The sequence below is a fragment of the Actinomycetospora chibensis genome (assembly GCF_028737215.1).
Classification (GTDB): Bacteria; Actinomycetota; Actinomycetes; order Mycobacteriales; family Pseudonocardiaceae; genus Actinomycetospora; species Actinomycetospora chibensis.
The window spans coordinates 37,689-49,378 of sequence record NZ_JAQZAM010000031.1; the positions used below are offsets into that span (position 1 = coordinate 37,689).

At 72.9% G+C, this 11,690-nt stretch carries 11 protein-coding genes; 8 read left to right on the forward strand and 3 right to left on the reverse strand.

Translation table 11 applies throughout. The features are described 5' to 3' along the window. The first annotated feature begins 111 nt into the window (after nucleotides 1-111). From otsB to PH189_RS28595, 6 genes are all read left to right on the forward strand, one after another. Nucleotides 112-936, forward strand: a complete 825-nt coding sequence (gene otsB, locus PH189_RS28570; RefSeq protein ID WP_274192256.1) for a trehalose-phosphatase — start codon at nucleotides 112-114, stop codon at nucleotides 934-936. A gap of 63 nt (nucleotides 937-999) precedes the next feature. Further along, entirely contained in the window at nucleotides 1,000-3,672 is a 2,673-nt protein-coding gene (locus tag PH189_RS28575; RefSeq protein ID WP_274192257.1) for a glycoside hydrolase family 65 protein, read from the forward strand. Then, the gene (locus PH189_RS28580; RefSeq protein WP_274192258.1) at nucleotides 3,669-4,433 is read left to right on the forward strand and encodes an HAD family hydrolase; all 765 of its coding nucleotides are present in this window, start codon (nucleotides 3,669-3,671) and stop codon (nucleotides 4,431-4,433) included. Before PH189_RS28575 ends, PH189_RS28580 begins: the two co-directional genes overlap by 4 nt. After that, nucleotides 4,430-5,407 (forward strand): ROK family glucokinase, encoded by a 978-nt coding sequence (locus PH189_RS28585; RefSeq protein WP_274192259.1) that lies wholly within the window; start codon nucleotides 4,430-4,432, stop codon nucleotides 5,405-5,407. The genes PH189_RS28580 and PH189_RS28585 overlap by 4 nt, the downstream gene beginning before the upstream one ends. Continuing rightward, entirely contained in the window at nucleotides 5,404-6,867 is a 1,464-nt protein-coding gene (locus PH189_RS28590) for a sugar porter family MFS transporter (protein WP_274192260.1), read from the forward strand. Before PH189_RS28585 ends, PH189_RS28590 begins: the two co-directional genes overlap by 4 nt. 94 nt (nucleotides 6,868-6,961) lie before the next feature. Beyond that, entirely contained in the window at nucleotides 6,962-7,240 is a 279-nt protein-coding gene (locus PH189_RS28595) for a hypothetical protein (protein WP_274192261.1), read from the forward strand. Between the two features lie 163 nt (nucleotides 7,241-7,403). On the opposite strand, the gene PH189_RS28600 is transcribed toward PH189_RS28595, so the two are convergent. Genes PH189_RS28600 through PH189_RS28610 form a run of 3 tightly spaced genes read right to left on the reverse strand, consistent with a single transcriptional unit; the run spans nucleotide 7,404 to nucleotide 9,351 of the window. Further along, the gene (locus PH189_RS28600) at nucleotides 7,404-7,859 is read right to left on the reverse strand and encodes a hypothetical protein (protein WP_274192262.1); all 456 of its coding nucleotides are present in this window, start codon (nucleotides 7,857-7,859) and stop codon (nucleotides 7,404-7,406) included. 2 nt (nucleotides 7,860-7,861) lie between these two features. Then, nucleotides 7,862-9,058, reverse strand: a complete 1,197-nt coding sequence (locus PH189_RS28605; protein WP_274192263.1) for a WXG100 family type VII secretion target — start codon at nucleotides 9,056-9,058, stop codon at nucleotides 7,862-7,864. Further along, entirely contained in the window at nucleotides 9,055-9,351 is a 297-nt protein-coding gene (locus tag PH189_RS28610; RefSeq protein WP_274192264.1) for a WXG100 family type VII secretion target, read from the reverse strand. Before PH189_RS28610 ends, PH189_RS28605 begins: the two co-directional genes overlap by 4 nt. 48 nt (nucleotides 9,352-9,399) lie before the next feature. Between PH189_RS28610 and PH189_RS28615 the strand changes: the two genes are divergently transcribed. Both PH189_RS28615 and PH189_RS28620 read left to right on the forward strand, forming a co-directional pair. Then, on the forward strand, nucleotides 9,400-10,590 hold the full coding sequence (locus PH189_RS28615; RefSeq protein ID WP_274192265.1) for a glycosyltransferase family 4 protein: 1,191 nt from the start codon (nucleotides 9,400-9,402) through the stop codon (nucleotides 10,588-10,590). Next, nucleotides 10,587-11,639 (forward strand): NUDIX hydrolase, encoded by a 1,053-nt coding sequence (locus tag PH189_RS28620; RefSeq protein ID WP_274192266.1) that lies wholly within the window; start codon nucleotides 10,587-10,589, stop codon nucleotides 11,637-11,639. The genes PH189_RS28615 and PH189_RS28620 overlap by 4 nt, the downstream gene beginning before the upstream one ends. The last annotated feature ends 51 nt before the right edge of the window (nucleotides 11,640-11,690 follow it).

Here is an 11,690-nt window from a genome sequence, read left to right on the forward strand (position 1 = left end):
GCCGCTGTGTTCATCCGTTGACGACGTCATGGACGCCGCCCTAGCCTTGTGGTTCGCATCACATGACAACGGCGCCCGGAGATGCGGAGGCCCCTGGTGACGGTGCCCCCCGTGACCACGACGGCGGATCGGTTACCGCACGCGCTGGACGCCCCCGAGGTGGCCGAGCGCCTGGACGGTCGTCGACCCGCGGTCTTCCTCGACTACGACGGCGTGCTGACGCCGATCGTGCCCCGTCCCGAGGACGCGATCATGAGCGACGACATGCGCGCCGTCGTGCGGGCGCTCGCGCAGCGCTGCCCGGTGTGCGTGGTGTCCGGACGGGACCGCGCGGTGGTGTCCGAGCTGATGGGCGTCGACGACCTGATCGTCGCCGGCAGCCACGGCTTCGACATCTACGACCCCGCCCGGGGCCCGATCGTCCACGAGGCGTCCCAGGGCTGGGAGGGCCTCGTCGCCGAGGTCACCGAGCGGGTCCGCGCCGCGGCGGACGACATCCCGGGGACCCTGGTGGAGCCCAAGCACGCGTCGGTGGCGCTGCACGACCGCCACGTCGCCGACGCCGACCGCCCGCGGGTCGCCGCGCTGGTCGAGGCCGTGCTGGCCGAGCACCCGGGCGAGCTGCGGGTGACGCCCGGCAAGTTCGTCCACGAGATCCAGCCGAAGATCGACTGGAACAAGGGCAAGGCCGTCGAGCACCTCCTGGAGGTCCTCGACCTCGACGATTCCGGCGTCGTGCCGATCTACCTCGGCGACGACGTCACCGACGAGGACGCCTTCCGTGCGCTGGTCGCCCGCGCCGACGCCGGGCGCCCGGCGGGCGTCGGCATCCTCGTGATCGACCCGGAGGACGCCCCGTCCCGCGACACCTCGGCGACCGCCGTCCTGGCCACGGTCGACGAGGTCGGCCGCTTCCTCGACGGCCTGGCGCGATGAGCCCGACGAGCGAACGATCCCGATGATCACCCCGCTGCCCGCTCCCGGAGTACGGAGACGATCGTGACCACGACCGACCAGACGCCCTCGACCACCGAGACCACGGGGAGCGCCCGCACGGCCCCGACCGGCGAGGTCCTGCCCGGCGGGGCGGTCGCCGACGACTTCACGATCACCTGGACCGGCGTCGAGCCCGACGACGAGGGTCTGCGCGAGGCCCTGACCAGCACCGGCAACGGCTACTTCTGCACCCGCGGTGCCGCGGAGTGGGAGGACACCGAGGCCCCGGTGCACTACGCGGGCACCTACGCGCACGGTGGCTTCAACCGCGAGACGACGATCCTCGGCGGCCGCCCGGTGCTCAACGAGGACCTCGTCAACCTCCCGAACTGGCTCGTCCTCAAGCTGCGCATCGAGGGCGAGGAGGCGATCGACCTCTCCAACGTCGAGGTGCTGGAGTACACGCACTCCTACGACGTGCGCACCGCGACGGTCGGCCGGGTGTTCCGGTTCCGCGACCGCAACGGCCGCGAGACCACCCTGCGCAGCCGCCGTTTCGTCTCGATGGCCCACAGCCACCAGGCGGCGATGGAGTGGACGCTCACCGCCGAGAACTGGTCGGGCCGCATCGGGATCGTCTCGGCGATCGACGGCCGCGTCGACAACACCATGGTCGCCCGCTACCGCGACCTCGAGGGCCGCCACCTCGACCCGGTCACCCCGCGGACGTTCGGGCCCGAGGTCATCGCGCTCAAGGTGCGCACCCGCCAGTCGAACCTCTACGTCTCCGAGGCCGCGCGCACCCGGATCTACCGCGGGCGGGGGCGCGGCTGGGAGAAGGTCGAGCCGGCACGCACGTTGCACCAGATGAACGACTACATCCAGCAGGTGCTCGACCTCGACATCACCGAGGGCGAGACCGTGCGGGTCGAGAAGATCGTCTCGTTCTTCACCAGCCACGACAACGCGATCACCGAGACCCTCACCGCCGCCGGCCGGCACGTCGAGCGCTACCCGGACTTCGCGGGCTGCCTCGCCGAGCACGTCGACGCCTGGGAGGAGTACTGGGACGTCTGCGACATCGAGCTGCCGCGCGAGCCGACCATCCAGCTGCTCCTGCGCTTCCACATGGCGCACGTGCTGCAGGTCTGCTCGCGGCACACGGCCCGCCACGACGCCGGCGTCCCCGCCCGTGGGCTCAACGGCGAGGCCTACCGCGGGCACGTGTTCTGGGACGAGCTCTACGTCTACCCGTTCCTCAACTACCGGCTCCCGGAGATCACGCGCGGGCTGCTGATGTATCGCTACCGGCGTCTCGCCGAGGCCCGCGAGGCGGCGCGCGCCGAGGGCTATGCCGGCGCGATGTTCCCGTGGCAGTCGGGCAGCGACGGCACCGAGGAGACGCAGGTCGTCCACCTCAACCCGCTCTCGGGCACCTGGGACCCGGACCACTCGCACAACCAGCGCCACGTCAACGCCGCGATCTTCTACAACGTCTGGCAGTACTACCAGGCCACCGACGACCTGGAGTTCCTGCGCGACTACGGCGCCGAGCTCATGCTCGAGATCGCGCGGTTCTGGGGCTCGATCGCGCACAAGAACCCGAACACCGGGCGCTACGAGATCCACGGCGTGATGGGGCCCGACGAGTTCCACGAGCGCTATCCCGGCGCCGAGGCGGGCGGGCTGCGCAACAACGCCTACACCAACGTCATGGTCGCCTGGATCTGCGCGACCGCCCCGAAGGTGCTGGCCCTGCTGCCCAAGAGCCGCCGCCGCGCCCTGCGCAGCCGGCTCGGGATCACCGACGACGAGATCGCACGCTGGTCGGAGATGTGCACGTCGATGACGGTGCCGACCCACCGCGACGACGACGGCCACCCCGTGATCACCCAGTTCGAGGGCTACGCGGACCTCGCCGAGCTCGACTGGGACGGCTACCGGGCCAAGCACAAGAACATCCAGCGGATGGACCGCATCCTCAAGGCCGAGGGTGACGACCCCGACCACTACAAGCTCGCCAAGCAGGCCGACGCGGTCATGCTGTTCTTCCTGTTCGGCGACGACGAGCTTCGCGAGATCTTCTCCCGCCTCGGCTACGACGCGATCGCCGACGACGACGACCTCGCGCGGCGCACCATCGCCTACTACGACCGGCGCACCTCGCACGGCTCGACGCTCTCGCTCGTCGCGCACGCCGCGGTGCTCGCCGGCATCGACCCCGAGAGCTCCTGGGAACGCTTCCTCGTCGCCGTCGAGTCCGACATCGGCGACGTACAGGGCGGCACCACCAAGGAGGGCATCCACATGGGGGTGATGTCGGGGACCCTCGACCTCCTCCAGCGTGCCTACCTCGGCGCCGGCGCCCGTGACGGTGTGCTGTCCTTCGACCCGCGGCTCACCCCGCGCCTCGACGGCCTCGCGCTCTCGCTGGTCTTCCAGGGCACGACGCTGCGGGTCTCGGTGGGCGCCGGGGAGCTCACCGTCGCTGTGCAGTCCGAGGGCTTCAGCCACCCGGTGCGCATCGGGCTCGGCGGCGAGGTCCGCGAGCTCGGCGCCGGCCAGGAGTGGACGGTGCCGCTCGACGGGGGACGCATCGCCCCCCGCACCGCGATCGCGAGCGGCGCCACGTCCACACCCACCCCCGCCGTCACGGACGGCACCCCGCAGGCTTCGAGCACGACCGTCACCGGTACCTCCGACGGCGGCCACGACCACGGAGGGAACGGCGCATGAGCGGCACCGAACGGTCCGGATTCCGCGGAGCGATCTTCGACGTGGACGGCGTCCTCGTCGACTCCCCCCACGAGGAGGCCTGGCGCGAGTCGCTGCGCGAGCTCATGGAGGGCCCGTGGTCCGACATCGCCGGGCAGACGAGCTACTCGCCGGAGAAGTTCACGCCCGCGCTCTACCACGAGCGCATGTCGGGCAAGCCCCGCACGGCCGGGGCGACCGCGGCGCTCGAGTACTTCGGCGTGCCCGACATCGACCGTCGCGTGAAGGAGTACGGCGAGTACAAGCAGGAAATGATCATCCGGCTGATCTCCGAGGGCCGGTTCTCGGCCTACGACGACGCCGTGCGCTTCGTGCTCGCCGTCCGGAACGCGGGGATCCCGGTCGCGGCGGCGTCGTCGTCGAAGAACGCCAAGATGTTCCTCGAGCGCATCGACCTCTCCCGCTTCGGCGGCACCGGCAACCTGCACCAGGTGTTCGACGTCGACGTCTCGGGGCGCGACTTCGCCCACGGCAAGCCGGACCCCGAGATCTTCCTGACCGCCGCGCGGGAGCTCGGCGTCGAGCCCGCGGACGCGTTCGTCGCCGAGGACGCCGTCAACGGCATCCAGGCCGCGAAGGCCGGCGGGTTCTCCGCGCTCGGGGTGTCGCGCGCCGACGACGTCGACGCGCTCGCGGCCGAGGGCGCCGACGTCGTCGTCACCGACATGGGCGAGATCGACCTGTCCGCGCTGGGGCGGGGCGAGCTGGTGAGGACGTCATGAGCGGGCTGACGGTCGGCGTCGACGTCGGTGGCACCAAGATCGCGGCGGGCGTGGTCGACGATGACGGCAAGCTCATCGCGTCGACCCGTCGCGAGACCCCGGCCACCGACACCCACCTGGTGCTCGAGGGCATCGCGGACGCCGTCCGCGAGCTGGGCAGCCACCATCAGATCGAGGCCGTGGGCATCGGCGCGGCCGGCTTCGTCGACGCGGGCCGGGCGACGGTGCTCTTCGCGCCCAACCTGGCCTGGCGCGACGAGGACCTCAAGGCGGAGCTCAGCAGCCGGCTGGACCTGCCGGTGGTGGTGGAGAACGACGCCAACGCCGTCGCCTGGGCCGAGTCGCGCTTCGGCGCGGGCCGCGACCACGACGACCTCGTGGCGATCACCATCGGCACCGGGATCGGCGGCGGGATCATCTCGTCGGGCCGGCTGCTCCGAGGTGGGTACGGGGTGGCCGCGGAGATCGGCCACATCACGATGGTCCCGTACGGCCGCCGCTGCGGCTGCGGGCTGCAGGGGTGCTGGGAGCAGTACGGCTCCGGGCGGGCGCTGGTCACCGAGGCCCGGGAGATCGCGCGGCACTCGCCGGCGTTCGCGGCCGGGCTCCTCGCGATGGCCGGGGGCGATCCGGAGGCCATCACCGGCGAGATGGTGACGGCCTGCGCCCAGCAGGGCGACGTCGGAGGCCTGCACTGCTTCGACGAGATCGGCCGCTGGATCGGGCTGGGGCTGGCCCAGCTCGCCGCCGTGCTCGACCCGACGCTCTTCGTCCTCGGTGGCGGGGTCTCCGCCGCCGGGGACCTGCTGCGCGAGCGGGTCGAGGCGATGTTCCGGGGGAACCTCACCGGACGCGGGCACCGGCCCGTCGCCGAGGTGCGGCTCGCCGAGCTGGGTTGGGAATCCGGGATGGTCGGCGCGGCCGACCTCGCCCGGACGAATGACGACACATCCGTTCCGGGGAGTGACCGATGAGTACTGATTCCGGGTCCACGTCAGGGTCGGGCGCGCCCGGCTCACGGGAGAAGACGACCGCCAAGGCGATCCTCATCTCCATCGTCGCCGCCGTCGGCGGCTTCCTGTTCGGCTTCGACTCCAGCGTCATCAACGGCGCCGTCGACGCCCTCAACGACCAGTTCGGACTGCAGGACAGCCCGCTGCTGTCCGGCTTCGCGGTGGCCGTGGCCCTCCTGGGCTCGGCGGTGGGCGCCTGGTTCGCCGGGCCGTTCGCCGACCGCTACGGCCGCGTCCGCGTCATGCTCATCGCGGCCGCCCTGTTCGCGATCAGCTCGATCGGCTCCGGTCTGGCGTTCGCCGTCTGGGACCTGATCATCTGGCGCTTCCTCGCCGGCGTCGGCATCGGCATCGCCTCGGTAATCGCCCCCGCCTACATCGCCGAGATCGCGCCCGCCCACATCCGCGGCCGGCTCGCCTCGCTGCAGCAGATGGCGATCGTCCTCGGCATCTTCGTCGCCCTGCTCTCCGACGCCCTGCTCGCCGGCGTGGCCGGCGGCGCGGCGGAGACGTTCTGGCTTGGCCTCGAGGCGTGGCGCTGGATGTTCCTCGTCGGTCTCATCCCGTCGATCATCTACGCGGTTCTCGCCCTGCGGATCCCCGAGTCGCCCCGCTACCTCGTGGCGAAGGGACGCATGGAGGAGGCCGGCCGGGTCCTCGCCCAGGTGCTGGGACAGCCGGTCGACTCGGTGCAGGCCAAGGTCCGCGAGATCGCCGTGACCCTGGAGCGCGAGGAGAAGCCCAGCCTGCGCGATCTGCGGGGGAGCGCGGCGGGCCTGCGCCCGATCGTCTGGGTCGGCATCCTGCTGTCGGTCTTCCAGCAGTTCGTCGGCATCAACGTGATCTTCTACTACTCGACGACGCTGTGGCAGGCCGTCGGGTTCTCCGAGGCCGACTCGTTCCTGGCGTCGGTCATCAACTCGCTGGTCAACGTGCTCGCCACGGTCGTGGCGATCCTCATCGTCGACAAGGTCGGCCGGAAGCCGATGCTGCTCGGCGGCTCGGCCGGCATGGTCGTGACGCTGACGATCATGGCGATCGCGTTCTCGCAGGCGATCATCACCGTCGGCGCGGACGGCTCCGAGGAGCCGAGCCTGCCCGGTCCCTGGGGCCCGATCGCGCTGGTCGCGGCGAACCTCTACGTCGTCGCGTTCGCGGTCTCGTGGGGCCCGGTGGTCTGGGTGCTGCTCGGGGAGATGTTCCCGAACTGGCTGCGTGCCGCCGCCCTGTCCGTGGCCGCTGCCGCGCAGTGGATCGCGAACTTCCTCATCACGGTCACGTTCCAGTCCCTGGCCGACATCGGTCTGACGCTCGCCTACGGGCTCTACGCGACCTTCGCCCTCCTGTCGTTCCTGTTCGTCAGCAAGTACGTGCAGGAGACCAAGGGCAAGGAGCTGGAGGAGATGCTCGCCCCGAAGTGATGTGGCCTCCGGCCTCGTGAGTGCCTGTCCGTGCCCTGGCACGGACAGGCACTCACACCCGTAACGCGCTGGACCGGGGCAGGACGATCAGGAGATGGATCTCCTGATCGACCTGCCCTGCCGCCGTCTGCGCCTCGTCCTCGACGAGGGCTCCGACCGCGTCGCCCTGCTCGCCGAGCTCCGCTCCCGCCGCGGTGCGGACCCTCCGCGCTGCCTCGCCGACCCGGGCCGCCCGTGCGGCCCGGGTCGGCCGTGTGCGTTCTCCTCCCGCCGCGACCGGGCTCCGCGCCGCCCGCCGGAGTCCGCCCAGGGCGTGATCAGCAGACCGAAAGGCACCTCTCGACGCCCGCGGAGGCGCCTGGCGTCCTGGTGATCTCCGGCTGGGTGGTCGGCGCCGGACGACGGGCACGTTGCGCATGATCATCGGGACGCGTCGCCTGCGGAACGTGCCCGTCGTGCTTCCAGCCCGCGCCGTCGACACGGTCGAGAGATCGAAGTGGAGAGGTCTCCCGGAGACCACCGGCGCTCGCGCGGTGTCACGCCCACAGATGACGATGCCGAGCGTCGGACAGCGTGCCCGGCGGGAATTCGCGCACCCCGCGCCGAGGGTCGTAGGTGGCGATGAGGGTGTCGAAGTCGTGGGTGAGGATCGCGGGCCATTCGAGCCGCTCGGCCAGGCGATCGAAGACGGCGCGCGCGGCGGCCTGCTGTTCCTCCTCGGTCTCGACCGGAGCCCAGAGCTGCCAGATCATCGGGACGTCGTCGAAGATCGCGAAGTCCTCGGGTTCGACCTTCCGCTCCATGGCTGTGTAGTCGTTGACGTCGACCGCGCCGCCGACGGGCCCGCCGAATCCGTCATCGTGCCCACCGCTGACGATGACGTGGGCACCGTCGACGGTCAGTGTCATGTCCAGCCTCGCGGCCAGGACCCGTGCGACCCGGGCGGGGTCGGTGTCGTCGGGAGTGAACCAGAGCTGCTCGAAGACGGACATGCTCAGGGAAAGGGGAGGACGGTGCCGTCGCCGAGGACGATCCGCACATCGTCGGGGATCGGTCGTCCCGACCTCTCGAGGTGTCGGAGCGCCCGGTCCCATCCCTCCTTCGCCACATCAGCGGTCAGGTCCTTGGCCCGGCCGTCGAGCACCACCTGACCGCCGCCGACACCGTCGAGCTGATCGAGGGCCTCGCGCATCCGCCGGGACACCGAGTTGGACGTGTTGCTCACCTCCTTGACCTCCGTGTACGTCCCGCCGTCGTGGGGCCCGCGTCGCACGAGGAGATCCGGGTTCCCGTACTTCTCGACGGATCGCGGTGCCCGGGAGTGAACCATCGCTCCCTCGTCCTCGAGGAGTCGCGCCGTCACGCGCTCCTTCGGCAGCAGTCGGCTGGCACTCTCGTCGAGCCCCGGCCGCCAGGCGCCGTGGAGCGGGCCCCAGTCGGTGGGCTCGAGCGCCGCGCGGATGCCACCGCCCGGGCCGCGCAGGAGCTCCGGCCCCGGGGCGGCCTCGCGCAGAGCGCGGGTGGCGACGACGCCGGCGCCGGTGCCGAGGACACCTCCGGCCCCCGACCACATGGCCGTGGTGCCGAGCTCGTCGGCCGAGTAGCCGCCCTCATCGAGGGCCTCGACGCGGTAGACCTGACCGACCGCGTTCGCGGCGACCCCGTCGACCGTGCCGAACGTGGCGCCCGTGAGCGCCGTGGACACGATGCCGGTGACCGAGCTCGAGACCCGGACGCCGATCGACGCCGCCACCGCGACCAGACGGGCCGCGATGCCGGCGGCAGCCGCGGCCGAGGCGCCGAAGGTGAACCAGGCTGCGGCGGCGCCGAGGACGACGCCCGCGCCGATCTCGACGGCCAGCGCCTCGATCTCGTGCTTCGCGGTCTCGACCTCGTCGGCGTACTGCCGCAACGCGCCGGCGATGGCCCGGCAGCCGTCGGCGCCGGGGGCCAGACCGTCGCGCTCGAATCCGCCCCACCGATCGCGGAACGCGTCGGCGGCGTCGCCGGACCACCCCGCCACGGCACCCGTCGCGGCGTCCCGGCCGGCCTCGGCGGTGCGGTCCAGCGCCACGGCCATCCGGTCCCAGGCATCGGCGGCGGCGCGGAGGTCGCCCTCCTCGGCGTCGGGCCACCAGAGCCCGACGGTGGAGACGACGGTGTCGACCGCCTGGTCTCCGCGGCTGCTCACGAGGTCCCACCGTCGCTCGCCCGGTAGTCGGCCGCCGCCCGTTCCAGGCCCTCGGGTACGGACGCGAGCGCCCGGGTCAGCGCGTCGAGCGCGCGGAGGCCCTCGTCCGCTCGCGGCCGGTAGCCCGCGGCGAACCGCCGCCCCTGCTCATCGCCGCCCCACACGTCTCCGAGGCCGCCGAGCGCACCACGGAGCTCCACGACCGCCTGCGCGAGCTCGTCGGCGACGCCTCGGAAGCGTTGCGCGGCCGGGTCGAGGGCGGCGTCCGGGCTGACGTGGAACCCCCCGCTCATGCGGCGGCAGGTTACCGACGCGAGCCGCCCAGTAGGCTCGCTTTCCTGATGCGCATCGGGATCGTGTGTCCGTACTCGCTGGACGTGGCCGGCGGGGTCCAGGCCCACGTCCTCGACCTCGCCCGCGCTCTGACGGGTCTCGGGCACCACGTCGACGTCCTGGCGCCCGCGGGGTCGGACACCCCGGTGCCCGACGGGGTCACGCGCGCCGGGAAGTCGCTGGGCATCCCGTACAACGGGTCGGTCGCCCGGCTGACGTTCGGGCCCGTGTCGCTGGCCCGGGTACGGCGCTGGCTGCGCGACGGCGACTTCGACGTCCTGCACGTCCACGAGCCCACCGCACCGAGCCTGTCGTTCCTCGCGCTGATGGTCGCGGAGGGACCGGTCGTCGCCACCTTCCACACGTCGACCCCGCGCTCGCGCACCATGACGTTCTTCGAGCCCCTGCTGCGCCCGCTGCTCGAGCGGGTCACCGCGCGGATCGCGGTGTCGCCGCTGGCCCGGCAGGTCTACGTCGAGCACCTCGGCGGCGACGCCGTCGAGATCCCGAACGGCGTCGACGTCGCAGCGTTCGCCGACGCGCCGCCGCTGCCCGGGTACGCGAGGCACGGCAACGGCGCGACCGTCGGCTTCGTCGGCCGCTACACCGAGCCGCGCAAGGGCATGCCCCTGCTGCTCGACGCCCTGCGTCCCCTGGTCGGGCGGCGCCCGGACCTGCGGCTGCTGGTCGTCGGGCGCGGCGACGAGGACGAGCTGCGCCGGCAGGCGGGTCCGGAGCTCGCCGACCGCATCGAGCTGCTCGGCGCGGTGGACGAGGCGACGAAGACGTCGATGCTCGCCTCGGTCGACCTGCTCGCCATGCCCAACACGGGCGGCGAGAGCTTCGGCGTCGTGCTGGCCGAGGGCATGGCGGCCGGTGCCCCGGTGGTCGCGAGCGACATCGAGGCCTTCCGCCGCGTGCTCGGCGAGCCCTCCGCGGGCGTGGTCGTGCCGTCCGGCGAGGTCGAGGCCTGGAGTGCCGCCCTCGGTGCGCTGCTGGACGACCCGGCGCGCCGCGACGCCCTGCGCGCCGCGGGCGGCGCGCGGGTCGCGGCGTTCGACTGGTCGGTGGTCGCGGCGGCCGTTCTGCGGGTGTACGAGGTCGCCGTGGCCGCCGATCCGCGCCGGGTCGTCCCGGGCGGCCGGCTCGGTGCCCGGGCGACGTCCGACGCGGAGGCCGAACTACCGTCGTCCTCGTGACCCTCCTCGGTGCCACCGGCGTGCTGGTGGTCCTCGTCGTCCTCGTGGTCCTCCTCGTGGTCGTCGTGACGGCCGGGGTGCTGGTGGCCCGGGCGCGCCGGCTGGACCGGCTGCACGTCCGTACCGACGCCGCCGCGGCGGCGCTCGCGGCCGTGCTCGACCGGCGGGCCGCGGTGGTGCGGGCGATCGCCGCCACCGCCGGGCCGGTGGCGCTCACCGACCCGGACCGCCGGGCCCTGCGTGCGGCCGCCCGGGCCGTCGCCGCCACGCGGGCGGCCTCCGACGGCGGGCTCGACGCGGAGCGCGAGGCGGCCGAGAGCGACCTGACCCGGGCCCTCGGCGCCCTCGACACCGCCGCGCTGCCCGCCGACCTCGCCGCCGAGCTGGCCGACGCGCACGTCCGCGTCTCGGTCGCCCGCCGGGTGCACAACGACGCGGTGCGCGACACGCGCGCCCTGCGCGGCCGACGGATGGTGCGCTGGCTGCACCTGGCCGGCACGGCGCCGGCCCCGCGCTACTTCGAGATCGCCGAACCGGGTCCGGACGGCGGCACCGCGACGCCGCCCTCGATGCGGACCGCCCAGGACGCGGTTCGGGTGATCGTCGTCGACGACGACGGCCGCGTGCTGCTCTTCCAGGGCATCGACCCGGCGCGCCCGGCCGAGGCGTTCTGGTTCGCGCCCGGCGGGGGCGTCGAGCCGGGGGAGGAGCCGGTGAAGGCGGCGGTGCGGACGGTCGGCGAGGAGACCGGGCTCGACGTCGACCCGGCCGCCGTCCAGGGCCCGCTCTGGGTGCGCCAGGTGGTCTTCGAGGCCGACGGCACGACGTACGCCGGGCGCGAGCTCTTCCACGCCGTGCACGTGCCGACCGGCGACATCGACACCAGCGCCTTCACCGAGCACGAGGCCCGGACGGTGCGCGGACACCGGTGGTGGACCCCGGCCGAGCTGGCCGTGACGCTCGACGTCGTCCACCCCCACCAGCTCCCCGACCTGCTCGCGGACCCCCGGGCCCTCGAGCCGGGCGGCGTCCCGCTCGCGATCCACTAGCGCGTGTCTGGTGGTTCATGAGAGCCAGGCCAGGGTGGCGCGGAAGGTGAC

What these genes read in the sequence shown, in the direction of transcription:
- PH189_RS28580 (WP_274192258.1), top strand. Translation starts at nt 3,669, where the DNA reads ATGAGCGGCACCGAACGGTCCGGATTCCGCGGAGCGATCTTCGACGTG.
- PH189_RS28585 (WP_274192259.1), top strand. Translation starts at nt 4,430, where the DNA reads ATGAGCGGGCTGACGGTCGGCGTCGACGTCGGTGGCACCAAGATCGCG.
- PH189_RS28590 (WP_274192260.1), top strand. Translation starts at nt 5,404, where the DNA reads ATGAGTACTGATTCCGGGTCCACGTCAGGGTCGGGCGCGCCCGGCTCA.
- PH189_RS28595 (WP_274192261.1), top strand. Translation starts at nt 6,962, where the DNA reads ATGGATCTCCTGATCGACCTGCCCTGCCGCCGTCTGCGCCTCGTCCTC.
- PH189_RS28600 (WP_274192262.1), bottom strand. Translation starts at nt 7,859, where the DNA reads ATGTCCGTCTTCGAGCAGCTCTGGTTCACTCCCGACGACACCGACCCC.
- PH189_RS28610 (WP_274192264.1), bottom strand. Translation starts at nt 9,351, where the DNA reads ATGAGCGGGGGGTTCCACGTCAGCCCGGACGCCGCCCTCGACCCGGCC.
- PH189_RS28615 (WP_274192265.1), top strand. Translation starts at nt 9,400, where the DNA reads ATGCGCATCGGGATCGTGTGTCCGTACTCGCTGGACGTGGCCGGCGGG.